Origin of the sequence: Bacillus sp. FSL W8-1143 (genome assembly GCF_037965155.1) — a bacterium.
Taxonomy (GTDB): domain Bacteria; phylum Bacillota; class Bacilli; order Bacillales; family Bacillaceae; genus Bacillus; species Bacillus pumilus.
This window is the reverse complement of the sequence record NZ_CP150182.1, coordinates 1052298-1077719: the sequence shown is the minus strand read 5'-3', so window position 1 is coordinate 1077719 and position 25422 is coordinate 1052298. Positions and strand designations below refer to the sequence as shown.

The following is a 25422-nucleotide window of genomic DNA, read 5'->3' as shown; positions in this document are numbered from 1 at the left end:
CTTCCCCATTCAAAGCAAAAAGCCTGCCACAGCGGCAGGCTAATGCTTCTTTATGATAATTCAAGCTGTTCTCTCAGCTCTGTTCTCACTTCTTCTAATCCAGCGCCATCTAACTCAAAGTAATACACATTCCCAGGCTGATAATCATGGCCCTTTAGCTGAATGGTATCCACTGATGTCAATGAGCTCAATAACGGGAAAAGACCGATAAACTGCTTCATGGACAGATTGGTTGAAACATTATCACCAAGTGTATCAATGATGTTGTCATAGGATGGGATCGAAGAAATGGATTTAGACTTTTCAAAGATGGCTTGAAGTGCTTCCATTTGGCGCTTCCCGCGCATGAGGTCACTGTCTGCCTTTCTCGTTCTCACAAAGGCTAATGCTTCTTCGCCATTTAACGTATGTGTTCCTGTTTGCACATGAACTTTCCCTTTTGAATCCTTTTCCATTTGTTTTGCGATACCTTCATCTTCAATCGTTACGTCAATTCCGTTTAGCTCATCTACAATGTCTTGAAACGCCTTAAAGTTCCCTGAAATCACATAGTCTACAGGAATGTTCAGCAGGTTTTCGACCGTTTTGACTGACAAATCTGCACTCCCAAACGCATGGGCGTGGGCGATTTTATCATATCCTCTTCCCGGAATATCTACATAAGAATCACGAGGAATACTGAGGAGCTTGATGGTTTTCTCTGTTCGGTTCACAGCCGCCAGTAAGACCGCATCACTTCTTGCTTCGTCTACCGTTTCACCTGGACGGCTGTCAATTCCAAGCAGCAGGACCGAGAAGCTGTCCTTTCCTGGATCAAAAGCTTTCACACGCTTTTGCGAGGTGTCTCCTCTTTCTAATGACACTTGCGCCTTATTCGACGCTTTTGAAATTTTATAGTAAGCATATCCTGTCACAGATATTGCCATCACCATGACAAATGCCATGATAAACAGCACGACTTTCACCCAAGGTCTCAGCCTTCTTTTTGATCTTGTTTTCTCCTTCATCCTTTCCGAACCCTCACTCTATCTTAGTCTATCAATGTAGGTTCCACTATAACATATTTTAACGAAAGTTTCCTGCACGCAACATATTTTTATGAACCCACAATGAAAAACTTTTAAAACTCAGATAACTCAATCTTTTAATCTGCCGGTAGTGTTCTTTTTAAATGATTCCGTATAATTAGCAATTGTCTACATTCATATCATTGCAGGAGAAAATTCAGAAAAAAGCAGCCTCTACTGTCGGCTGCTTCTTCATCGTTATTGAATACTCACTTGAAATTGTCCCTTCAATTCCTCTTCTGCTTCTTGAAATAACTGCTTTACGCTTTCTGCATACTCGCCAAGAGCGTCCTTGCTCGTGTCAAAATTCACCCATGTCAGCTCTACTGGCAGATTTACTTCTCCTGTCAAACAGTCCCATAGGGCATCGAGATTTTTCCCGTAGTAGTCAGGAAGGTGTAAAACTGTTTTTAGTTGGTCATGAAGCTCTTCTTGCGACCTGCACGACGCGCCGTCCAGCTGCACTTTTTTCATGTCATCTTCCCCTCTCATGCCTTTATTTTAAACGAATGGAAGGCAAAAGAGAAAGCAAGACTCCTCACTTTTGTTTCTGTCTGACACTTGACATCAAAAGGATGAGACAAGCTGCCAAAACGACCAAGAAAAAGACGGTTAACACCACCTGAGTTCCGAACAGATCAGCGAAGAGCCCGACAAAAACACTTGGAAGACCCAGACCTAAATAGGCAAACAAATAAAACCCGGCAACGGCTCTAGCTGCCTCCTTTTTTCCCCGCTCGACAATAAGCTGAAGACCGCCTAAATAAGTAAATCCATAGCAGGCAGTACCCGCAAGCATCGTTCCGGCAAGCACAAGAATGATGGACCCACCATTTGCTCCAAATAGCAAGAGACCGTATCCACATGGAAGACAGATAAATCCGGCAAGGAGCGCTGCTGTGCTATTCATTTTGCGAACAAAAGGCTGCATCAGGACACCTGACATATTAATCAAAAACAGTGCCGGCCCTACCCATAATTCATATCCATTCAATTTAAGCTGTGCTGGCAAAACCGAAATCACAAGGCCACACACTGACCACGCGACAGCAATCGCTGCATTCGCTGGCATTGTTCCTTTTGGAAATGTTGGCATGTTCATCATCGGTTTATCTGCATCTCCTTGTACAGGCGGAACGAAAAAGAAGACACCCACGATCGTTAGGATTAAAAAGCCCATCACAATCCAATAACTAAGCGGCGCAAGCGTCACATACTGAAAAGAAAGAAGTGCCGTAAAAAGAGCACCGCCCCCAAAGCCAACCGAACTGCATAACGCAATAAAAGTTGGAATCCAGCTTGATTTTTCTGGATATAAAGCAATCAAATAAGCAGTGCATGTGCCAACACTTAGGCCAAGCCCCACCCCTTGCAGCAGCCGCGCCAAAAAGAGCATCTGAATGGTAGGATGTACGATCATCAATAAGGTAGCACATAACGAAAAACTAAGTGCGACCAATAAAATCGGTTTGCGTCCAGCCCGGTCAGATATCCCGCCAAGAAAAAGTAAAACTGGAATCAGTCCGAAGACATATGCAGCAAATACAAGGGCTGTCGCCGCTTTTCCGTACCCTGCTTGTTCGGCATACAACGTATAAAGGGGCACCTGCAGATTCACTGCGGTTGTAATCATAAAAAGACCAAATAAAACGAATATAAATGGAATGATGGATAGGTGTGCGGTTTCTTCTTTAGCTGCAGGGATCATTTCACTCTCTCCTCTAGTCATAAGCATATGAGAACAGTGTACACACCTTTTGGCTTACTTCCTATATCCAAAAACGATGCTATTGACCACTCCATATTCCCGTGTCATCATCATGTTATATGTGACAATGAGAGAAGGTGTCCGATGTATATTTATTTAGACCGCTCAAGTACTACCCCGCTCTGGCAGCAAATCGTGACTGAGATCATTCAACAAATTCATTCCCAAAAACTGAACCCCGATGATCAGTTAACACCGACACGCGTATTAGCACAGGAGCTCAATGTATCAAGATCAACTATACAGCTTGCTTATGATGAACTGCTGGCAAGAGGATATGTCAGCACATCTAGAAGAGGCGGTACGAAGGTCATTTCAAGTGATCACTATGCGGCCTCCACTCCCCATCAAGGTGAGCCGCCTTTTCCTCTTCCGGTAAGACCACACTTTCAAGAGGCGGAGAAACAAATGAACCACTGGCTGTCGGCCAATCAATTTCATGAGAAGCTTGATATTGATTTTCGTCATCAGGAACCAGCCATCGATGAACATTTTCAAAACATATGGAAACGCTCGCTCACAAAAGCATTACAGCGATTAGAGATGAAAGATTGGGGCTATTCCTCCCCGCATGGTTTATGGGAAGTACGTTCAGAAATACGCCAATACTTATCAGTAGAACGCGGCATCGATGTAGAAGAAGATCAAATCGTGTTAACAGGAGGCACGCAGCAAGCCATTGATTTGATTTCACAGGTATTGCTTAAAAAAGGCGATACAGTAGCTGTTGAAGATCCAGGCTTTCCTGGAGCAAGGCTTTCCTTTATGCATCGTGAAATGAACATTTATCCCGCGCCCGTCGATGAAGAAGGGATCATGGTGAATACATTACCACGAAAAACAAAGCTGATTGCGGTGACGCCCTCCCATCAGCGTCCAACCGGTGTATGTATGAGTGTGAGCAGAAGGCAGCAGCTGCTAAAATTTGCTGTCAGTCATCAGTCTTATATACTAGAGGATGATTTTGATGGAGATTATCGTTATCATGGCGGACCGCTTCCTTCCTTATTTTCAGAAGCACCCGACCATGTGATTTATATCTTAAGCTTCTCCAAAGTGCTGGCACCAGGCATCCGCCTTGCTGCCATTATCGGCTCCAAAGCGGTCATAAAAGAAATCGCTTCCTTGCAATCACTCATTCAAAGACAGCTGCCCATTATGGAACAGATCACACTCGCCTCTTTTTTCAGAGAAGGAGAATTCACGCGTTATGTCAGGCGAATGAGACAGCTATATAAAAAAAGACAGGCTGCCATGATGGATGCCCTTTTAACACAACAATTTGACAAGCACTTTCATATTTATGGAACAGATACGGGTCTTCATGTCTTTTTGGAAGGAGCGCCAAACTTTGACGAAAAAGGCAGTATTGAGGCAGCAAAAGCAGCAGGTATTGGCATTTATCCATTAAGTCCTTATTGTTTTGAGAGCAATCGAAAGGGATTACTGCTAGGCTTTGCTTGTACGGACGAAAACATGATTCAAGAAGGTGTGCGCTGCTTAAAGCAAATACTTTATATGTAAAAAAAGCCTGGAAGTCCGCCTTCCAAGCTTTTTACGTTGATTGCTGAATGCGGCCGACTTCTTCAATAAATGCAGCTGCCCTCTGCAATCCATCTTGGAGATGATGAGTAGCGGAAATAAACAGCTTTTCTTGATCTGGGCGCTTTAATAGCTGCTCCACCTGACCAATTCCTTTTTCAAATGAATGAAGACCTGTCTTTAATTGTTCATCTGCCTTTTGATAAGCGGTTGGAATTTCTTGATGAGCAAGCCCCTTTTGAATCACACGATCAAAGGCTTTCGTCGCCTTTTTCAATTTTTTATTTACTTGGATCTTTCCCTGTCCATCTGAAATAAATTGGTCGGTCATGTTTTCATAAGCTTCATTTAACTCATCCATATAACGCTGAACCCATTGTTCATACGCAGCTTCTTTTGTGTCTTGTTTTGAAGGCGATTGACCTGCTTGCTGACAGGCTGCTAGTAAGGTCACTGTCAAGGTGAATAGTAGCAGCAATTGCGATTGTTTTTTCATACAGAGCCTCCATTTCTTATTCCCATTCGTTCATATCGGTCAAAATAGGAGTATCCTTTACCACATACGAACACTTTGCAAGAAATGATTTCTTTTATTGTAACAGACGGCTCGTGTCACTTCTGTGATTTATGAATAATTGCTTGAAAATACGTCTAAGGATCCACATTTCTCTGTCATTTGGTGGACAGTCTACCGATACACACTCAATAGACGACTGGATATATGGATTTGGTTTCAACAAATTCATGTGCATGGTGGATGTTCTCGTGTCATCATAATGATGCCCCAACGAAGTCGCCTTGTCCTGTTGATTTATTGAAGTTTACCTTTACAAGCAATGTCAAGCTCTTCGACTACTTCACCATCTTGGATGAGATAGGCTTTTTCATGGAGATTGACAGCGGGACAAATATGATTTGGAATGATTTGCACCTTCTCACCGATCTGGACAGTCTGACGGAAGCCTTCGTGATAAATGATGGCATGCTCATCAAATACACTGGAAACAAATACATCATCAAAGTCTTTTACCTTGCCTAGTCCCTTTGTTTTCGTCAGCCCTTTTGTACGGGTTTGAGCCGTGAGCCCTTTGGCTCCAACATCTGTAATGACACGAGTATTTGTTGGCTTACTAATGACTGTCGTCAGGACGGCTGCTGCACAATGTGAAAAAGTGCCGATCACATTGGACTGAGAGGCATCCATGAAGATGTATGTGCCTGGGCGGATTTCGGTCACTCCCTTTGGAATATCAAATTGAAATAAGAACGGTGGTGTTGATCCTATGCTCACTACCTCTAGCAGCATGCCTGATTCTTTTGCAATCTGTGCAAATCGAAGCGTTCGATTCACAGCGTCTTCATATAATGTCTGACAATGCGCTTTACTTTCCGCCTTGTATGTATGACCATCATGAGAAAAAATCCCTTTTAAATGAACGAACTCACATGTTTTTATCGCCTGCAAGATTTGACGGAAATCACTCTCTTCAATGACACCAGACCTCTCTTCTCCAACCTCTATCTCAATTAAAACCTCCGCTTTTTTCTCTGCTCCACGAAAGACATCTTCAATTTGATGCACATGCTCTACACAATCAATTCCAAATGAAATGTGTATCGACTCTGCCAGCTTTCGAATTCGCTTCAGCTTTGTCTCACCTACAATTTGATTGGCGATAAAGATATCTGTTAGCCCATGCGCCGCCATCACTTCTGCTTCCCCTACTTTCGCTACAGTTAAGCCAGATGCGCCCATCTCCTCCTGCACCTTCGCAAGACCAGGTGTTTTATGTGTTTTCGTATGAGGACGCAGTTTGACTTGCTGACGGTCCGCATATTGCTGCATAGCAGCTAGATTCTCCATCATCACCTGTTTATCAATTAATAGCGCCGGTGTATCTAGTTCATCATAAGTCATCATCATATCCCCTTTTCTGTCGCTCATTATATAAAATTTTATACGTTGTACTTAAATTATATAATTTGTTATATAATTTTCAATGTTTTTTTCTTCGAGAAAGTAAGACGATATGCTAAACATAAGGAGTCCAGCGGCTGGGCTGCCGCTGGTTTTAGTTAATATCTGTTCCGAAGCTCCCTTAATATAAAATCGTATACAAGGTTGAGCTGTTGTTCCTTTGGATACAGCATAAATTCTTGTTTTTTAGGAAGACCACCATCAAGGCGATCTTGAAATTTCGTTCGGAGATACGCTGTTCTGTGCACCTGACTCTCAAATGACTTATATGAGACATCGAGTTTGACGGTTTGCTCATTTGTAAAGATGACCACCGTGTCTCCGAGGGATGATTCCTGGAAGGTATGAATGTATTTGTGGGAGATCCAGCCGCACTGAGGACGGTTGGATGAATAGGTTGGGAAGAAATACAGATGATTGGATGAGTCAATCACAATTGGAGGCTTATGAGATATTCCTGTTACTTCATATGTTCCCGCTTTTCTGCCTGCATAGCTTGAGCCGAAAAATCTACAGCTGCGTTCAATAATTTGCAAGGGCTTTAATTCAACGTAAAAGCTTGTCTCTCTTTCTATGACTTTTGAATATACTCTTTTTCCTTCTTCAACCGGAAGGATCGCCATTGTTGTTTGATTAATGACGTATGAATCTAAAGGTGTTTCACTAATTCCTGACACTTCATTTCCTCCTGTGTTAATTTTTGGTTATTTTAGATACTATTAATCTATCACCAACATATAAGAAACGACAGGATTTTTTCAAAATTTATTAAAAAACATTTTTTTATCGTATTATTTAGTCCATTCGATCTATCGAAAAGCCTTTTTTAAGATATCTCACATCGTGTCGATTGGACAAGAGGTGTCGATTTCGCTCAAAAATAAATTGTCTAAAAATTATAAATTCTTGTTGATTTTTTCTTCGCCAATCCATATACTATAAAAAAGGCATCGGGGGGATTCTTTATGAAAGAGAAAAAAACGTATGCTGAGCTCATGAAGTCCCGCAACACCCAAAAAACCGAAGAAAACGGCGTGACGATTTTAGACATCTATATTCAAATGGTTTTAGATGAGGCGCTTTATAAACAGCGCTTAACCTTCCTTAGAGAAGAGATTGATAAGGCACTGGATCAGCGTGATGAAAAACGATTCAACGACCTGTCAGCTCAATATGCAGAACACTGCTTACATTAATCATGATGATTTTACTTGCGGCAAAGAGGGCAGCAACTCGTCTCTTTACCGCAAGTTTTTTGTTTATCCATTTAAAATGGTTCCGCCATTGACATGCAGGATTTGTCCATTTATATAAGAGGAGTCTTCGCTCGCTAAAAATAAATAGCTCGGCGCAAGCTCTACTGGCTCACCAGGACGCTCCATTGGAACATCTCCGCCAAATTCAGAGACTTCCTTTTCCGTAAAGGTCGATGGAATGAGGGGTGTCCAAATGGGTCCCGGAGCTACCCCGTTTACTCTAATCCCTTGCTTAATGAGCGATAAAGATAATGATCTCGTAAATGTCACGACTGCCCCTTTTGTAGATGAATAGTCGATCAAGGTTTCATGCCCTTTATAGGCTGTGACAGATGCAGTATTAATGATACTGCTCCCTTTCTTTAAATGAGGAAGTACCGCTTTTGTTAAATAAAACATGGCAAAAATATTCGTTTGAAATGTTCGAAGAAGCTGATGTGAGGTAATCTGTTCAATGCTTTTTTGCGGATGCTGTTCCCCGGCATTGTTCACCAAAATATCTATGGAACCGAAAGCATCCTTCGTTTTTTTGACGACCTCATTTGAAAACGCCTCATCTCCTAAATCACCTGCAATTAAAATGACGCGACCTCCCGCCTTTTCAATATAGTCCTTCGTTTCCTCTGCATCGCGGTGCTCACTCAAGTAAACAATGGCGACATTGGCGCCTTCCTTCGCAAATAAGACCGAGACTGCTCTTCCGATCCCGCTGTCTCCACCTGTCACAATGGCTGTTTTCCCTGCTAATTTTTTATCCGGCATCTCTCGATCAAAAACAGGCCTTGGATTCATTTTGTATTCAAGACCTGGACGCTCACTTTGATGCTGAGGCGGCAATGTTTTCTTCGGCTGCTTTGTTGACACGTCTGACCACTCCTTCCTTTTATCTTGTTTATTTTTATGTGTTGGCTATTTTTTTATGTATGCCAGGCTAGTTTCCTTTCAAATGTATGATTTTCTTCATTGTGGAAAAATTATACACAACAAGTCACTAACTGGAGGCGACAGTATGGAGCAAGAACATAAAGGATTGGAACAGGCAAAATCGTTATGGATAGCGGATAGTCAAAAGCATTCTTTTCCTACAGTAGATGAGGATCTCACAGCAGATGTCATCATTGTTGGCGGTGGTATTACCGGTATCGCTACCGCGTTTGAAATGACAGAACGCGGGCTGGATGTCATCATCATTGATGCTGATCAACTGCTGCAAGGTACGACCGGACATACGACAGCTAAGATTACCTCACAGCACGATGTTTACTACCATGAGCTGATCCAGCAAATTGGTATGCCCAAAGCCCGTTTGTATGTAGAAGCAAATGAGAAAGCAAAAGAGCTAATTCAAGCTCGCGTCCAAAAGTACGACATCGATTGTCAGCTAGAAGTCAAAGATGCGTACCTTTATACAAAGGAAGAAAGCGGTGTAAAAAAATTAAAAAAGGAATTAGATGCCTACAAACAGCTTGGGATTGATCGGGGATGGAAAACAGCGCTTCCTTTTGATGCTGACATCAAGGCTGCCCTAGCAATGACGCAGCAGGCACAGTTCCATCCCCTTCATTATCTCAATGCACTCATTGACCAGCTCCTAGAGCGTGGTGTACGTATTTATGAACAGACAACTGCTGTTGACGTAAAAGAAGGAAACCGCCCTGCTGTCGTCACAAAAGACGACCATCACCTGACAGGCCGCTATATCATATCCTGTTCGCACTTTCCTTTTTATGATGGAAAGGGACTTTATTTCACGCGCATTCACCCAGAGCAATCTTATGTGGTAGCAGCCAAAACAACGAAGCCGCTCCCAGATGGAATGTACTTAGGGATCGACCAGCCTTCTCATTCTTTAAGAACGACAGAATGGCATGGTGAGGAAGTCGTTCTCATCGGAGGAGAAGGTCATAAAACTGGACAAGGCGGGGATGAATCTGCTCACTATGAAGGACTAGAAAGGTTTGGAGACGCTACCCTTGGAATTGAAGAGGTGCTGTATCGCTGGTCGACACACGATATGGTCACAATGGATCAAATCCCTTACATTGGCCGCCTAACCAAGCACCATCAAAATATCTTCGTTGCGACCGGTTTTAGAAAATGGGGCATGACGACAAGCCACGCGGCAGCTACTCTTATCGGTGATTTGATTGAAGGAAAATCGAATCCATACGAATCCATTTTTACGCCATCAAGACCTGTTTCTGATTCTTTCGTCAAAGATTTCGTTAAAGAAAACAGCAATGTCGCTGCCAAGCTGATCAGTGGTAAATTAAAACGAACCGATCAAACCATTGATGATTTAAAGCCAGGTGAAGGCGGCATTGTATCGTATGAGCATAAAAAATGCGGCGCCTTTAAATCAGAGGATGGGAATATCTTTCTTGTGGATACAACGTGTACTCACCTAGGCTGTGAAGTCGCTTGGAATAATAGCGACCGCACTTGGGATTGCCCATGTCACGGTTCACGTTTCTCCATTACTGGAGAGGTAGTAGAAGGCCCAGCAAAGAAACCACTAAAAAGGTCTTATAAAGAACAGTAAAATTTTACTGATCCCCTTTAAAAAATCCAATATTATCCGATAGATAATATAAAGTCTGATAATTTGTGATGATTATAGGGGGACAAAAACATTGTTATTTAAAAAAGAGACGAAAAGAAAAAACACTGCTTTTTTCACACAGCAGGATGATGGGATAAAACGTATCAACTTTTCTGACAATACGGATATCGCGAAACAAATTAAAATGATAGACCTGACGCAGCATGACCTATTTATTCTAAAACAGCTCAATCCAATTGTTCAGGAGGATATTGCACGTATCGTTGATAAATTTTATAAAAATTTAGAAGTCGAATCTTCCTTGATGCATATCATTCAAGATAATAGTTCTGTCGACCGTTTGAAAAAAACACTCCGCATTCATATTAGTGAAATGTTTGCAGGTGTGGTTGATGAAGCCTATGTGGCAAAACGAATTAAAATTGCGCAAGTTCATTTACGGATTGGCCTCCAGCCTAAGTGGTATATGGCTGCATTCCAGGACCTTCTGCTATCAATTATGGATTTATTTGCTCAGCATATCCAAGATTTCAAAGAATATCAGACAGCAGTCAAAGCGACGACAAAAATCTTAAATTTAGAGCAGCAGCTTGTCCTTGATACATTCCAAAATGAATATTCTAAAATTCGTGATGAAGCAGAACAGCAGCAGCAGGAGCTCCATACAAAAATCACAGAAACATCAAATTCACTTGCTTCTCTCTTCTCAAACACAACAAATGCCGTGGACAAGCTTGTATCAAAATCTGATGAGATGGCAGACATGTCGCAAGCTGGCACGCAAATTTCAGCACAGGTCGAGGAAAAATCGATTGGCGGTAAAAAAGAATTAGAGATTCAACAAACACAAATGAACCAAATTGATGGCAGCATGACAAAGATTGAAACAGAAATTAAGCGTTTAGAAGAAATCGCCAAACAGATTGAACAAATCTTTGGGATTGTCACAGGCATTGCAGAGCAGACGAACTTGTTATCTTTAAATGCTTCCATCGAATCTGCACGAGCAGGCGAACACGGAAAAGGCTTTGCTGTCGTCGCAAACGAGGTTCGTAAATTATCAGAGGACACAAAGAAAACGGTTTCAACCGTATCTGAACTCGTCAACAATACCAATTCACAAATCTCCATTGTGTCTCAGCACATTGGGGACGTGAATTTACTCGTGACAGATAGTAAAGAAAAAATGACTCAAATCAATTCGCTCTTCGATGATATCGTCAGCAGCATGAACTTAAGCAAAAATCAAAATGGAAAAATTGAAATAGACCTTCAAACCTTCCTGAACGAATTGAAGGAAGTCAAACAAACGGTTTCTCAAGTTGCCAACTCAGTCGAATCCTTAACAAGTCTCACAAATCGCTAATCCAGTCTTTTTTCTTCTGCTTTAGTATAATAGAAGAAAAGATAGAAAAGGCGGGATTTGATTGACAACAATTTGCCTAGTCAGGCACGGGGAAACAGATTGGAATGCAGCGAAACGAATTCAAGGACGAACAGATATCCCTTTAAATGATACTGGTAAATGGCAGGCTGAACAAACGGGTCTTTATTTGAAGGATGCCCATTGGGATGTTGTCATTTCCAGTCCACTCACAAGGGCAAAAGAAACAGCACACTTGATTTTAAAACATATAGATGCGCCTCTTGTCATCATGGATGATTTCATTGAGCGTGATTATGGCGATGCTGAAGGCATGTCATTTGAGGAGCGCCAAAAGCTTTTTCCAGATAAACAGTATCCAAATATGGAGCCGCTTGAAGCGATTCAAGATCGAATGGTAGAAGGCATTGAGAAAGTTAGAGCAGCCTATCCGAATCAACAAGTCCTGATCGTGGCACACGGCGCTGCCATCCATGCTTTACTCACCACCTTAGCGGATGAACATCTTGGTCTTGAGAACACGAGGCTCGTCAATGCTTGCTTAAATTATGTGGAATGGAAAGATGGTAAATGGAAGGTGCTTGATTACAACGTGGTCAGCCATTTAACTCAATCCTCTCCTATTTAAAGAACCTGTTATGTAAACAGGTTCTTTTTAAATGACAAAAACAATGATAAAATAGTATTTTTTTATATCGAAATTCGAAATAGATGCTAGACGTTTCTACCTATTTTAAGGCTTTTCGGGTATCGAATATTTCTCCGAAAATGGATCATAAGAAAAAAAGCACATTTCCTTTTTAATAGATAACCGCTGAAATAGTAGAATAAACATATTTTACCATCATTTCCAAGTGACTTAATTCCCCAATTTTCGCTAGGACTTTCACAAAAATTCGGGTCTACTCTTATTTGCCTACTTCCCTTAAACTGAATATACAGAATAGTCAAACGGATCATTCTTATAGACTACGGATGATTATTCTGAAATAAGAAAAAAGGGATGTGGATTGTGCGTGAAAAAGAAAAATGTGATGACAAGTGTTTTATTGGCTGTCCCTCTTCTGTTTTCAGCAGGGTTTGGAGGCTCCATGGCAAATGCCGAGACGGTCTCAAAGTCAGATAGTGAAAAGAGCTATATTGTTGGCTTTAAAGCCTCTGCCACTACAAACAGCTCTAAGAAACAAGCCGTCACTCAAAATGGTGGAAAACTAGAAAAGCAATATCGTCTCATTAATGCCGCACAAGTAAAGATGTCCGAACAAGCCGCAAAAAAACTTGAACATGACCCTAGCATTGCTTACGTAGAAGAAGACCACAAAGCAGAAGCATATGCACAAACCGTCCCTTATGGAATCCCTCAAATCAAAGCTCCAGCTGTACACGCTCAAGGTTATAAAGGGGCTAATGTCAAAGTAGCTGTCCTTGATACGGGCATCCACGCTGCCCACCCTGACTTAAATGTTGCAGGCGGTGCCAGCTTCGTCCCTTCAGAGCCAAATGCCACCCAAGACTTTCAATCACATGGAACTCACGTAGCCGGAACCATTGCTGCCCTTGATAACACAATTGGTGTTCTTGGGGTCGCTCCAAGTGCTTCCCTATATGCTGTTAAAGTATTAGACCGCTATGGCGACGGACAATATAGCTGGATTATTAGCGGTATTGAATGGGCAGTAGCCAATAATATGGATGTCATCAACATGAGCTTAGGCGGACCGAATGGTTCAACAGCGCTTAAAAATGCCGTTGATACAGCGAATAACCGCGGAGTCGTTGTTGTGGCGGCTGCAGGTAACTCAGGTTCCACTGGCTCTACAAGTACAGTTGGCTATCCAGCAAAATATGATTCTACCATTGCCGTTGCCAATGTAAACAGCAACAATGTCAGAAATTCGTCTTCTAGCGCAGGCCCTGAATTAGATGTTTCTGCACCTGGTACTTCTATTTTAAGTACAGTACCAAGCAGTGGATACACATCTTATACTGGAACGTCTATGGCGTCTCCTCATGTAGCAGGAGCAGCAGCGCTTATCCTTTCTAAGTACCCGAATCTATCAACTTCTCAGGTTCGCCAGCGCTTAGAAAACACAGCAACACCGCTTGGTAACTCCTTCTATTACGGAAAAGGGTTAATCAACGTTCAAGCGGCTTCTAACTAAACAATAAAAAAATCCGGCTCATACAGCCGGATTTTTTTATTTATTGCTTCCTCGACGTTTCCTCTTTTTCCGCTGCTTTTTCCATTTCCATGATTCTCTCCATCATAGTTGGGTGCCCGTAGCGGAAGACCTTCACTAAAAGTGGCGGATTCACCTGAGACAGCCCTGATTTTGCAAGTTTTTGAAAAGACGTCACCCCTGCCTCTCCGTCTTTTGTCAGGTTTAGCGCATACTCATCAGCTGCACGTTCTTGATGTCTTGAAACTGCATTTGTAAAAGGTGATGCTGCAAATGACAGCATCGATACAATCATGAGAAGAAGCGGAAGAGCAGCGATGTCGCGCGGCTCCCTCAGCCGAAATAGAACTGCTCCTTTACGATAGAAATAAAAATAGAGACGGTCGATCGCAAAAAATCCCGCAAGTGACAGTACTAGATATCCTGCTAATCCTATATAGACATGCTTCATGACGTAATGTCCCATTTCATGTGCCATGATAAATAAAATTTCGCGATCTTTCAGCTTTTGCAGTGTCGTATCCCATAACACAATACGCTTATTTTCACCAATCCCTGTGACATAAGCATTCATCGTGTTCGTTTTCTCAGACATATTGACCTCATATACATGACCTGCCGGGATATGAGCTTTGTCTGCAAGTGTTAAGATCTTGTTCTCAAGAGCTTGATCCTTTAGTGGATAAAAATTGTTATATAACGGATCAATGACGACCGGCTGTATAAAGAAGAGAAATAGCGTGAATGGAACTGTCAAACACCAGGCATACAGCCACCAGCGCTTTCTTCTTTTTTGAATAAGCCAAAAGAATACAATAGCACATAGGGCAAGAAGCGGATATTGAATCCAGAAATCTAGAATTTGATCTTTCAACCAGCTTACCGTACTTTGAGCAGATACTCCGTAGTGCAAAGACAGCTGATAACCAATCCACTTAATGGGAAGTGAAATCAGCATTGTCAAAAGCGACAGCACAAACACATATACAAGTTTACTTAAAAATGTGAAACGAGCTGCTGCCAGGCTCCAGTCTGCTAATTTTCGTGAAAACCCTGAAATGAGCAGAAGAAAAAAGACATACCAATCTAATGGAATTGTCATGAAAAATAGCAAGTTACGTAATCTCGAGAAATTCTCGCTGATGGCAAGCTCATGGCTTCTCATAAAGGTATGCGGATCTGCACTTGTTCCTTTTACACTGTCAGGAACCGATGCATCTCCAAATAGAAACAAATAAGAATAAATAAAAAGACCGTACAATATGTATGCTACCGTTGCAAGAGCTACCCATTTACGTACTCGCACAGGTCAGCCTCCTTTCCATCCCTCTCTCTATTCTAATCATCCATTATTTTGTTTAGAACCTGTCTCATGTGGCTCCATCATAGCATGCCCTATCTGAAAAAGCTTTCACGAAAAAAATGATTATGCTACTCGAAAATCGGAGATGCTACATATAAAATAGAGAGTTGGAGGATCGAAATGAAGAAAATCCTTGCAGGAGTTGTGATCTTTGGACTTTTACTTATTACCTTCTTTTATGTATTCAGCCGGACGAGCGAAATCTTTGATGAGAATCGAGCTGAAAAATTGCTCCTTTCATCTGAAAACGAGTCCACTTCTTATGAAATAGATGATAAGGACACAGCAGAAGACTTAATAGAAGAATTAAACAAAGGCAAACAAACAAGCAATCATCTCAAGAAAAATTTAAAGAAACCAGATTATATCGCCAAGGTGATGTACGGCCGAACAAACGGCACCACCTTTCAGCTTTGGACAAACCGTTCGCAGGTCGTTTTTTTAGTAGATGGGACTTATTATGAGCTGAATCAAAAACAGTCTAATTCTTTTCAGAAACAGTTAAAAGAAGCCATTCTAAAGGGCTGAAATTTTATTTTATCCCTTTGTCTTCTTATCAGCGTGATAGAACCTTAGCACACTAAGGGAGTCTCTTCATAAGAGACCCCCTTTTCTTATTTACTTTCCTCTGCTTGATACTTTTCCTTTAGTGCTCTTCTTAAAATTTTACCTGTTGTGTTCTTTGGAATATCATCTATGAAATGGATCGTTTGGGGCTGCTTATATTTCGCTAAAAAGCGTGAACAATGTGTGATGATGTCTTCTTGATCGATGTGAGCATGTTTCTTGGGGGAAATGTAACAGACGACAGCCTCTCCGGTGTTCGGATCTGGCACACCGATGACAACGGCTTCTGCTACAGCTTCATGTTGATAAAGCACTTCTTCTACTTCTCTTGGATACACATTATAACCGCCAACAAGAATCATATCCTTTTTCCGATCGACAATATAAATGTATCCTTCTTCATCTCTTCTTGCTAAATCACCGGTGTACAGCCATCCGTCTCTTAGTGCAGCTTCAGTATCTTCTGGCATTTGATAATAGCCTTTCATAATGTTGGGTCCTTTTGCTATGAGCTCTCCGACTTCATTTGGACCGACTTCTTCTCCCAGTTCATTCACAATCTTATTCTTCACATTCATAATGTCGGTCCCGACTGAACCGGGTTTTCTTTTTCCATCAAGAGGATTGAATGCAGTTACTGGGGAAGCCTCTGATAATCCGTAACCCTCCAGCACCGTGACACCAAATTTTTTCTCAAAACCGTGAAGTAAAGCAACAGGCATTGAGGCACCGCCTGATATACAAATCCTCACAGAGGACATTGCTTTCTCATGCCCTTCCTGGCGGTACAAATAGTTATACATAGTTGGAACACCAACAAATAACGTTGGCTTCTCTTTTTCCATCATACGCAAAAGCTCTGATGGGCTGAAATGCGGCAGGACATAGATGGTCGCGCCATGAATCAATGGTGCATTCATACAAACCGTTAAACAAAATACATGGAACATCGGCAATGCAGCAATCACCTTGTCCTTTTCATCAATGGATAGGTACTCAGCAACGTCTCTGGCATTTGAATACAGGTTGAAATGAGTCAGCATCGCACCCTTTGGTTTTCCTGTCGTGCCAGATGTAAATAAAATAACTGCCGTATCGTCCTGATGAATAGATGGATGCACGTTCTCTTTCGCATGACCAGACACAAGCTTTCCAAAGAAGACAAGTTGATCTGATACTTCCTTAAAACTTGATCTGCACGCAGATTCATTTTCTGCACAAATAATCACCCGTTCAATAGACGGAAGCTGTTCATACACTTGCTCGTACACTGGCAGCAGTTGTTCAGGGGCAACAATGCCTTTTACATCACCTGTAATCAGCATATAGCCAATTTCACTAGGCGTGTATGTTGGATTGATTGGTACTACGACAAGCCCGGCTTTTAAAGCACCAAAAAAAGAAATGACAAAATGCGGTGAATTTCCTAAAATAAGCGCGATATGATCCCCGGCTTGAAATCCTTCGCCCACTAATCCATCTGCAAAGCGCTCGATACTTGTCATGAGCTCTCGATAGGTCCACTGATTTCCTTCAAAGATCAGTGCGATATCTTCTCCCTTCGTCATCGCCGTCTGCTCTAGATTTTTGATCAAATCCATTCTCCCACCCCTTACATGTCATCAATGAATGAATAACCATTCATTTTATGGCCAAACATTCCTCCTTTCTATTATAATAGACAATCGAAAAAATCCACAAGATCAAATGTAAATCGCTTTCAATTCTTTCAATCAAAAAAGCACCGCTATCTCTAGCCGTGCTTGTCCCTCTTAATAAATCAAATCAAGAAAATCCTCTTTTGATACATTGCCGAAGTAGTGGCGCATGTCCATATCTTCTAATACGTCGCTGATCGTTTTGCGATCATATTGTTGCCCAATGAGTCTTTTTTCAATATCAGCAATATCCCCTACACCAAAAAAATCACCAAAGATCTTGCAGTCCTGGATCATCCCTTTTTTCACTTCTAATCGAAGATCAATGGAGCCTGCTGAGAATCTTTTAGAATGCTGTAAATTAAATTTCGGTGAACGGCCGTAGTTCCATTCCCATTTTTGATATCGTTCCCGAGAAATCTCGTGAATCTTTTCCCAATCCTTCTCAGTCAACTGATATTGAGGAACATCCCCATTCGTATCGAAAATGTAGCTTAACAGAATTTTTCTAAATTCTTCTGTTGTCATCTTTTGATCCATTAATTCACTAATATTGGCAACCCTGCTCCTAATGGATTTAATGCCTTTTGATTCAATCTTTTCTTTTTTCACATTTAAAGCCGAAACAACATGTTCAATTTCTGAATCAAATAGCAGCGTGCCATGGCTGAAAATACGTCCTCGTGTTGCGAACTGGGCATTTCCAGAAATTTTTCGACCTTCTGCCATGATGTCATTTCTGCCACTTAATTCAGCTTTGACGCCTAGCTTTTCAAGCGCTTGGATGACTGGCTCCGTAAATTTTTTAAAATTATGGAAGCTGTCCCCATCGTCTTTTGTGATAAAGCTGAAGTTTAAGTTTCCTTTGTCATGGTAAACTGCGCCACCACCGGACAGGCGGCGGACAACTTTGATGCCGTTGTCTTCCACATACTTCGTGTTGATTTCTTCTATTGTATTTTGGTTCTTTCCTATAATAATCGACGGCTGGTTAATATAGAACAGCAAGTACGTTTCTTCTGGGTCTAAATATTTTAAGCAATATTCTTCAATTGCCAAATTAATCATTGGATCATAATGTTGTTCGTTATCGATAAACAGCATCTCTATCTTCCTTCCTTGTTCCATCTAAGCCCTGAATGGGCAAGCTGTATATTGCCAGTATATAACGCCTGTGCTTCATTGACTAGGTCTTTATGACGACCAAAATGGGGCAGGTGGGTGATGATCAGTTCCCCAACATTTGCTTCCTTTGCAAGCTTGCCCACCTCTGTACTATTCATATGTCCTGCACTCGATCCATCCTGTCCAGCGTAAAAATTGCTTTCAGCAATCAGTAGATCTGCACCCTTGCTAAATGGGATAAATGCCTCCTGATCACTTGAGTCTGCTGTATACACCACCACAGCATCCCCCGCCTGAATTCTCATCGCATAGCATTCTGCCGGATGAACCGTTTTCAAAAAATCAATTTGAAATGGACCAATTTGAATACCCTCTTCTGGCTGATAAGCCTTTGCCTTAGTATGTACATCATCCGCAAGCCGCCCAAATGCTTCTTGATTACCTGTATGTCCATAGATCGGAAGCGGACCGCTGCTTTTTCCTAAATGATATCCCACTAGCTTCGCATATTGGAGTGGTCCGATATCTGCAATATGATCGTGGTGATAATGAGAAAGGAGAACAGCATCTAGTTCTTCTATATCTATGTATTGCTGCAGTTTGGAAAGAACACCGCTTCCGCAGTCTACAAGTAGACGAAAGCCATCTGATTCAAAAAGATACCCTGACGTCGCTTCACCAGCGGCCGGGAATCCTCCGTAGCATCCAATGACAGTTAATTTCATCGTCATTTTTCCCTCCTTTTCTAAAAATCCCCTTCTTACAATATACCCATTTTTCATAAAAAAAGCATTCTTCTTGCCTATTGTTACAAAACAGATTGACAATTATTAATCTGTTATAATACAATAATAGCAACAAAACGTATTGGAGGATGACAAATGCTAGGAAAAATCACAGAATTTTTTAGAAATTTGCCTTCAAAAAAATGCACAAAATGTGGAAATGATTTAATGGAACAACACGAGTGTTACGGTAATGAATGTGAGGAATGCTCACAAGTAAGTTATCTTAAATAAGGTAATAAATTGAATTAAAAAGCACTTTTTTCCTCCGTCGTCAGTTGGAGTCAAAAGTGCTTTTTATTTTTTCTGAAAAATAGGTAAAAAGGTAAAACCCTTGTCCTAAAAGGGTTTTTTAGTATTTTCATCTGATGAGTTTTAGTTCCGAAGGCACTTTTTATTGACTTGAATCAATAAAGGAGGTTCTAAATGTTCATTTTTTCAAATAATTTTGTATTTTCTTAATATAATTTAATCGTGGACGAACCTCTTTAATTTTAGTTATACTTTATTTCATATATTAAAACTTAATATGATGGGAATATTCCTTTAATGAATATGCTAGGGAGGAAATCTATGAAAAAATTAAAATTTGGATTAGCGACACAAATCCTAATCGGTCTTATTCTCGGTGTCGTTGTTGGGGCAATCTTTTTCGGTAACCCAGGCGTTGAGACTTATTTAAAACCAATTGGAGACTTCTTCTTAAGACTCATTAAGATGATTGTTATACCAATTGTCGTATCTAGCTTAATTTTAGGAGTTGCAGGTGCCGGTGATGGTAAAAAGGTAGGGAAGCTTGGTTTTAGAACCATTCTTTATTTTGAAATTATCACAACATTTGCGATTATCCTTGGTCTTGTGCTTGCTAACTTTGTTCAACCTGGTGCAGGCGTTGACTTTGGAAATACGGAAAAACAAGATATTAGCCAGTATGTTGAAACGGAAAAAGAGCAAAGCAGCAAATCAGTTGCTGATACGTTCCTTCATATCGTTCCAACGAACTTCTTCCAATCATTGGCGGAAGGTGATTTGCTTGCGATTATTTTCTTCACTGTGCTATTTGCTCTTGGCGTTTCTGCCATTGGTGAACGCGGCAAACCAGTGCTCGCCTTCTTTGAAGGTGTATCACACGCCATGTTCCATGTCGTCAATGTTGTGATGAAAGCTGCACCATTTGGTGTCTTCGCACTCATTGGCGTGACTGTATCAAAATTTGGTCTTGAATCTCTTATTTCATTAGGTAAGCTTGTAGGTCTTGTTTATTTTGCGCTCGCTCTCTTCCTTATCGTTGTATTCGGAATTATTGGAAAGATGATTGGCGTCAATATTTTCAGATTTCTTGCTTACATGAAAGACGAAATGCTTCTTGCCTTTAGTACATCAAGCTCTGAAACAGTTTTACCAAGAGTCATGGATAAAATGGAGCGCATTGGATGTCCGAAGGGAATTGTTTCTTTTGTTATCCCAATCGGTTATACGTTTAACCTGGACGGCTCCGTCTTGTATCAAGCGATTGCTGCGCTTTTCCTTGCACAGGTATATGGCATTGACCTCACGATCGTCCAACAGCTCACACTTGTTCTTGTGCTGATGGTGACATCTAAAGGAATGGCTGCCGTTCCTGGTACGTCCTTTGTTGTATTACTCGCCACATTAGGAACGATTGGTGTTCCTGCTGAAGGTCTTGCATTTATTGCAGGTGTGGATCGTATCATGGATATGGCGCGAACAGTTGTTAACTTAACAGGAAATGCACTTGCAGCTGTTGTGATGTCTAAATGGGAAGGGCAATATGACCCTGAAAAAGGACATCGCGTGATGACTGGACAAGATGTACCTGAACCGACACAGCTTTCAAGCTAATGAAAAAGAACCCCGATAAATGGGGTTCTTTTTTTATACTGTGATTAAGGATGATTGCACGTAGTGATAAAGAAGATTCGCTGTATGGACAAGGGAATCTTCATGCGTTCGTTCAAAAGCATGCGAGGAATCGATCCCTGGACCAATCAGTCCATGAATGATATCATGCCCTGCTCGAATCGCTGCTGATGCATCAGAGCCGTAATAAGGGTAAATATCTAAACGGTAATCTATGTTGTTCTCTTCTGCTAATGCAGCTAAATGCTTGCGTAATCCATAATGATAAGGACCGCTTGAGTCCTTCACACAAATAGACACGCTATATTCATCTGTTGATTGACCATCGCCGATCGCTCCCATATCGACAGCAAGATATTCCACCGTTTCTTCGGGAATATTGGAGTTACCTCCGTAGCCAATCTCTTCATTATTAGAAATTAAGAAGTGCGTCGTATGCGGCAGTGTGATATTTTCCTTTTGAATGCGGTGGATGAGTCGTAGCAAAAGCGCTACACTTGCCTTGTCATCAAGGTGTCTTGATTTAATAAAACCTGATGACGTCACTTCCACTCTAGGATCAAATGAGATAAAGTCCCCTACTTGAATCCCAAGTGCTTTGACATCGTCTGCATTTTTCACCTTTTCATCGAGACGAATCTCCATATTTTCTTGGTTTCGTTTTGCTTTTCCTGCATCCGCATAGACATGAACGGACGTTTGATGCATAAGAATAGTACCTGTGTATGTATGACCTGTTGCTGTTTCAATTTCACAATATTCGCCTTCAATTGAGTTATATTGAAAGCCTCCAATGAGTGCAAGACGAAGCCGTCCATTTGATTTAATTTCCTTTACCATTGCACCGAGCGTATCGACATGTGCTGTCAGCATGCGGTGTTCCTTGTCATCAGTTCCTTTAATAGTAGCAATTAAGCCGCCCTTACGATTTCGTTTTGTCTCAATATTTACATCTTGTAAAAAGCGTTCAACAAAGCCGATCACCTTTTCTGTATTCCCTGACGGACTTGGGATCGATACGAGCTTTTGAATTAGCTGAACGGTTTCGTTTACTTCAGTAGTCATTCGGCATTTCCTCCTTTGTGTGAAAGCAATTCCTTCCATTAAAATATATCGCTTCGGGTTCAAGATGTCTAATTTCAAATCAAAAATCCTTCCTCTATCAAGAGAAAGGATTCATTGATTAAGCTTCGTCTTGTTTCATTTTTCTTACGTTCCAAGCAAAGTATGCAGTTGTTGCCGCCATCATGATGATCGCAACTGTACCGAGAATCGCTGCTTGGTGCCATAAATAGCTGTCATCACCGCTTGCAATGATCGTTCTAAATCCATTGATTGTATACGTCATTGGAAGCAGACTATGAATGACTTGGAAGAACTTCGGCACAAGCTCAAGCGGGAATGTACCAGCACTTGCTGCGAGCTGAAGAACTAAGATAATGACGGCAATGAAGCGTCCTGGGTTCCCCATTGTTGTTGCTAGCAGCTGAATAATCGCTAAGAATGTCAGACTGACGACGATCGCAAAGAGATAGAAGCGCCAGAGGCTTTCCACCTCAAGACCAAGCCCAAAGATGAGCATCGTACTTGCAATGACTGCTTGAAGGATACCGACAAGTAGAAGCACGCTATATTTGCTGACAAACCATTCAAACGCATTTCTAGGGCGGCCAGCAGGGTCTTTCATTGGGAATACGACGGTGAGCATTAGAGCCCCAACAAAGAGTCCCATGGATAAAATATAAGGCGTGAGCCCTGTTCCATAATTATCAATCTTCTTCGCTGTATCATTTTCTGTTTTAACTGGGCTAGCAATCATATTGTAATTGTCTTGCCCCGCATCAATTTCTCCTGTTTCATCAGCGGCGCTTTTCAATTTATTGGACAGCTTACCTGTACCGCTCTTTAAATCTCCCAATCCTTTATCAAGCGATTTTGAGCCTTCGGCAAGCTTAGATGTATTGCTTTGGATATTTGTTGAACCACTTTCCAGCTTATTTAACGCTGCGCTCAGCTGGCTTGATCCATTCGCAAGCTTATCCGCACCGCTTTTCGCTGTATCAAGCTTTCCATTTGCTGTTTGCAGGCCATCTTGTAATTGGCCTTGACCTGTTTGAAGCTTCAGTGCACCTTGATACAATTTATTCGTACCAGACGTCATTTGGTCGATCGCATTTTGTATCGCAACTGTAGATGTGTACAGCTGTTCTGTTTTCTCTGGCAGCTGTTTGACTTGCTGCAACTGCGCTTTTGCAGATGCAACTGCTTGTTGAACCTCACTTGCATCAGGCAGTTCCTGCAAGGCCGCTAAGCTTTGTTCGAGTCCAGACAGATCAGGCAGTTCGATTTTAGGCAGACTGTCAAGTTGATCCATTGCCGCCTTTTTCTCTTCATCTGTCATAGAGCTGTTTTGGATAATGCTTTTTACATTAGCATCTCGATTTGATAGTGCTTCTTTTAATGAAGCAAGTTTTGTACTGAACGTTTTTGCGTCTTCTTTCACCTGATCGAGTTTAGGCGCCATCTTCTCTAAATTCGCTAATTCTGGTGACGACAAGACTTTTTCTACTGCTGCAATTTTTTCCGAAAAGGATTGGGCTTTGTTGTTTAGCTGCTCAATGCCTGCTGTGAATTGCGGCATTTTAGAAGCGAGCTGCTGATGTCCTTCTCGGCTTGTGTTTAATCCTTCGGTTAATGTATCAATTCCTGTACCAAGCTCTCCAAATTTCTGATCAATGGTTTGATAGCCTGTTAGGAGCTGACCAAGCCCACTGTCTAGAGACTGTATGCCTGTGTTCAGTTCACCCATTTTCCCTGCGAACTGATGAACACCTTCGCTATAGGTTAACGTACCTTCAGCCAATTTGGCTAAGTTGTCTTTTAATTTCGTACTGCCATCTTTTGCGCTTTTTGTTCCGTCATCAATTTTCTTCGCGCCATCGCTTGCTTGATCTAATCCTTTTGCAATCGTTTTGAAGTTATCAAAGATGACCTCGGCGTAATTTTTTGTGACTTCTTTTGAAACCGAATCTTTTAATTTGATAATGGCATTATTCGCAATTTGTGACGCCGCATAGTTGGCGCCTGGATTCGTATAATATTTCAGATTCGATTTTTTCGGATGTTTATCTAGCACTGTACTTGCATTTTTCGAGAAATTCTTTGGTATTTCCACCACGAGGTAATAGTCCTCGTTATTTAATCCTTTTATAGCCTTTTCATGACTATCGACAAAGTTCCATTTGAAATTATCGTTTTTCTTTAATTCCTTTACTAAATCATCGCCGACTTGAAGGGTTTTCCCGTCATAATGACTGCCTTCATCCAAGTTGACAACCGCTACAGGCAATTGATCAACTGTACCATAAGGGTCCCAGTATGCTTTTAAAAATACACCACTGTAAATCAGCGGAATAAATAAGACAGCTAAAATCGGGATCAGTAGTTTTTTGCTCGTTACAATGTCCTTCCATTGATTCCGAATTAAATTCATTGCTGTTTTCCTCCCATAGATGAATGACTAAATATAAAATTTGGTCATTTGAACTCAAAAAAATTATGTTGTTGCAGATAGTCCTTTTAAGACATAAAGCTCCAGCGATTCGGCTACCTCTTCTTTTGTTAAAGGCTCGTATCGCTTTTCCCAATCAAAAATCAGTGCAATATATAGTTTCACCATCACAAATGCAGTCAATTCAGGATCACAAGGCTTAATGTCGCCTTTATCCATCGCTTCTTGCACTTTCATTTTGATATAGCGAATGATCATCTGCTCCATTTTTTCGATCATTTCCTTGACCGCTGACGTGCCAAGCTCTGCATTTTCCTGAAAAATCTTAATTGTGAGCTGGTGGTTTTTTCGAAATTCTAAAATTGCAAAGAGTGCTAAGTGAAGGTTTTCAGAGAAACTATTCTTCTCATCAATTGCCTCATCCGCAATTTTCCTCATCTCTAGTAAAAGGGATGTGAAAATTTCATCAAACAACTCTTCTTTGTTTTTGAAAAATGTATAAATGGTTCCTTTTCCGACGTTGGCAAGCTTTGCCACAAGGTCCATTGTGGTCGCTTTATACCCGAATTGAGTAAATGCTTTCGTCGCACCCTCTAAAATCATTTGTCTCCTATCAACACTCATGTTCTCACTCCCGAAATGACTATTTGAACGTTTTGGTCATTAAGTACAGAAAGTAATATACCATATCCTTTTCCCCAGATGCAACAACTTTGTTCACATTTATGATTCCCAACTCTTTTTGAATGATTCGAACATGAAAAACTCCCTTTCCATGACAGAAAAGGGAGTTG

Annotated in this window: 23 protein-coding genes; 9 read left to right on the top strand and 14 right to left on the bottom strand. The window is 41.3% G+C overall.

What is annotated here, in order from left to right; all coding sequences use genetic code 11:
* Positions 1 to 50: 50 nt before the first annotated feature.
* The 3 genes from NSQ36_RS05230 to NSQ36_RS05220 all read right to left on the bottom strand — a co-directional run bounded on the left by NSQ36_RS05230 (position 51) and on the right by NSQ36_RS05220 (position 2775).
* Positions 51 to 1007, bottom strand: coding sequence for an LCP family protein (locus tag NSQ36_RS05230; RefSeq protein ID WP_003212446.1), 957 nt, complete (start codon positions 1005 to 1007; stop codon positions 51 to 53).
* Positions 1008 to 1265: 258 nt separating this feature from the next.
* A complete protein-coding gene (locus tag NSQ36_RS05225; RefSeq protein ID WP_044140712.1) occupies positions 1266 to 1541 on the bottom strand; it encodes a barstar family protein in 276 nt (91 codons plus the stop codon).
* Positions 1542 to 1605: 64 nt separating this feature from the next.
* Positions 1606 to 2775 (bottom strand): MFS transporter, encoded by a 1170-nt coding sequence (locus NSQ36_RS05220; RefSeq protein WP_226804973.1) that lies wholly within the window; start codon positions 2773 to 2775, stop codon positions 1606 to 1608.
* Positions 2776 to 2919: 144 nt separating this feature from the next.
* On the opposite strand from NSQ36_RS05220, the gene NSQ36_RS05215 reads away from it, so the two are divergent.
* Positions 2920 to 4359 (top strand): PLP-dependent aminotransferase family protein, encoded by a 1440-nt coding sequence (locus tag NSQ36_RS05215; RefSeq protein ID WP_339206955.1) that lies wholly within the window; start codon positions 2920 to 2922, stop codon positions 4357 to 4359.
* A 31-nt stretch (positions 4360 to 4390) separates the two neighbouring features.
* Here the strand turns inward: NSQ36_RS05215 and NSQ36_RS05210 are convergent, their stop codons facing one another.
* The 3 genes from NSQ36_RS05210 to NSQ36_RS05200 form a co-directional block, all read right to left on the bottom strand.
* A complete protein-coding gene (locus NSQ36_RS05210) occupies positions 4391 to 4873 on the bottom strand; it encodes a hypothetical protein (RefSeq protein WP_212046102.1) in 483 nt (160 codons plus the stop codon).
* A gap of 315 nt (positions 4874 to 5188) precedes the next feature.
* Positions 5189 to 6295, bottom strand: a complete 1107-nt coding sequence (locus NSQ36_RS05205) for a D-TA family PLP-dependent enzyme (protein ID WP_137054823.1) — start codon at positions 6293 to 6295, stop codon at positions 5189 to 5191.
* 158 nt (positions 6296 to 6453) lie between these two features.
* Complete coding sequence (locus NSQ36_RS05200; RefSeq protein WP_003212419.1) at positions 6454 to 7032, bottom strand: competence protein ComK; 579 nt, start codon at positions 7030 to 7032, stop codon at positions 6454 to 6456.
* Positions 7033 to 7320: 288 nt separating this feature from the next.
* Between NSQ36_RS05200 and NSQ36_RS05195 the strand changes: the two genes are divergently transcribed.
* The gene (locus NSQ36_RS05195) at positions 7321 to 7551 is read left to right on the top strand and encodes an IDEAL domain-containing protein (RefSeq protein ID WP_003210924.1); all 231 of its coding nucleotides are present in this window, start codon (positions 7321 to 7323) and stop codon (positions 7549 to 7551) included.
* Positions 7552 to 7614: 63 nt separating this feature from the next.
* On the opposite strand, the gene NSQ36_RS05190 is transcribed toward NSQ36_RS05195, so the two are convergent.
* Positions 7615 to 8475 carry an SDR family oxidoreductase gene (locus NSQ36_RS05190; RefSeq protein WP_212046104.1) on the bottom strand — a complete coding sequence of 287 codons (861 nt, stop codon included), beginning with the start codon at positions 8473 to 8475 and terminating at the stop codon, positions 7615 to 7617.
* Positions 8476 to 8620: 145 nt separating this feature from the next.
* Between NSQ36_RS05190 and NSQ36_RS05185 the strand changes: the two genes are divergently transcribed.
* The 4 genes from NSQ36_RS05185 to NSQ36_RS05170 all read left to right on the top strand — a co-directional run bounded on the left by NSQ36_RS05185 (position 8621) and on the right by NSQ36_RS05170 (position 13720).
* Positions 8621 to 10153, top strand: a complete 1533-nt coding sequence (locus NSQ36_RS05185; RefSeq protein WP_251191018.1) for an FAD-dependent oxidoreductase — start codon at positions 8621 to 8623, stop codon at positions 10151 to 10153.
* A gap of 91 nt (positions 10154 to 10244) precedes the next feature.
* Positions 10245 to 11540: a globin-coupled sensor protein gene (locus tag NSQ36_RS05180; protein WP_339206952.1), complete on the top strand. Its 1296-nt coding sequence runs from the start codon at positions 10245 to 10247 to the stop codon at positions 11538 to 11540.
* A 61-nt stretch (positions 11541 to 11601) separates the two neighbouring features.
* The gene (locus NSQ36_RS05175; protein ID WP_251191019.1) at positions 11602 to 12186 is read left to right on the top strand and encodes a histidine phosphatase family protein; all 585 of its coding nucleotides are present in this window, start codon (positions 11602 to 11604) and stop codon (positions 12184 to 12186) included.
* A 388-nt stretch (positions 12187 to 12574) separates the two neighbouring features.
* Positions 12575 to 13720 carry a S8 family peptidase gene (locus NSQ36_RS05170; RefSeq protein ID WP_034620013.1) on the top strand — a complete coding sequence of 382 codons (1146 nt, stop codon included), beginning with the start codon at positions 12575 to 12577 and terminating at the stop codon, positions 13718 to 13720.
* A 40-nt stretch (positions 13721 to 13760) separates the two neighbouring features.
* Here NSQ36_RS05170 and NSQ36_RS05165 read toward each other — a convergent pair whose 3' ends face one another.
* The gene (locus NSQ36_RS05165) at positions 13761 to 15044 is read right to left on the bottom strand and encodes a M48 family metallopeptidase (RefSeq protein ID WP_321999195.1); all 1284 of its coding nucleotides are present in this window, start codon (positions 15042 to 15044) and stop codon (positions 13761 to 13763) included.
* A 177-nt stretch (positions 15045 to 15221) separates the two neighbouring features.
* Here NSQ36_RS05165 and NSQ36_RS05160 point away from each other — a divergent pair, with 177 nt between their 5' ends.
* Positions 15222 to 15629: a hypothetical protein gene (locus NSQ36_RS05160; protein ID WP_003211259.1), complete on the top strand. Its 408-nt coding sequence runs from the start codon at positions 15222 to 15224 to the stop codon at positions 15627 to 15629.
* A gap of 86 nt (positions 15630 to 15715) precedes the next feature.
* Here NSQ36_RS05160 and NSQ36_RS05155 read toward each other — a convergent pair whose 3' ends face one another.
* The 3 genes from NSQ36_RS05155 to NSQ36_RS05145 all read right to left on the bottom strand — a co-directional run bounded on the left by NSQ36_RS05155 (position 15716) and on the right by NSQ36_RS05145 (position 19176).
* Positions 15716 to 17269 (bottom strand): fatty acid--CoA ligase family protein, encoded by a 1554-nt coding sequence (locus NSQ36_RS05155; RefSeq protein WP_050945383.1) that lies wholly within the window; start codon positions 17267 to 17269, stop codon positions 15716 to 15718.
* Positions 17270 to 17440: 171 nt separating this feature from the next.
* A complete protein-coding gene (locus NSQ36_RS05150) occupies positions 17441 to 18430 on the bottom strand; it encodes a lipoate--protein ligase (protein WP_050945384.1) in 990 nt (329 codons plus the stop codon).
* Positions 18431 to 18432: 2 nt separating this feature from the next.
* A complete protein-coding gene (locus NSQ36_RS05145; RefSeq protein ID WP_268459031.1) occupies positions 18433 to 19176 on the bottom strand; it encodes an MBL fold metallo-hydrolase in 744 nt (247 codons plus the stop codon).
* A gap of 156 nt (positions 19177 to 19332) precedes the next feature.
* Here NSQ36_RS05145 and yhfH point away from each other — a divergent pair, with 156 nt between their 5' ends.
* Both yhfH and NSQ36_RS05135 read left to right on the top strand, forming a co-directional pair.
* Entirely contained in the window at positions 19333 to 19470 is a 138-nt protein-coding gene (gene yhfH / locus NSQ36_RS05140; protein ID WP_008359029.1) for a protein YhfH, read from the top strand.
* Between the two features lie 339 nt (positions 19471 to 19809).
* On the top strand, positions 19810 to 21099 hold the full coding sequence (locus NSQ36_RS05135; protein WP_003211494.1) for a cation:dicarboxylase symporter family transporter: 1290 nt from the start codon (positions 19810 to 19812) through the stop codon (positions 21097 to 21099).
* 33 nt (positions 21100 to 21132) lie between these two features.
* On the opposite strand, the gene NSQ36_RS05130 is transcribed toward NSQ36_RS05135, so the two are convergent.
* The 3 genes from NSQ36_RS05130 to NSQ36_RS05120 form a co-directional block, all read right to left on the bottom strand.
* Positions 21133 to 22182, bottom strand: coding sequence for a M42 family metallopeptidase (locus NSQ36_RS05130; RefSeq protein ID WP_003212389.1), 1050 nt, complete (start codon positions 22180 to 22182; stop codon positions 21133 to 21135).
* Between the two features lie 118 nt (positions 22183 to 22300).
* A complete protein-coding gene (locus NSQ36_RS05125) occupies positions 22301 to 24610 on the bottom strand; it encodes a YhgE/Pip domain-containing protein (protein WP_226804883.1) in 2310 nt (769 codons plus the stop codon).
* A gap of 63 nt (positions 24611 to 24673) precedes the next feature.
* On the bottom strand, positions 24674 to 25252 hold the full coding sequence (locus NSQ36_RS05120) for a TetR/AcrR family transcriptional regulator (protein ID WP_212046108.1): 579 nt from the start codon (positions 25250 to 25252) through the stop codon (positions 24674 to 24676).
* Positions 25253 to 25422 lie beyond the last annotated feature (170 nt).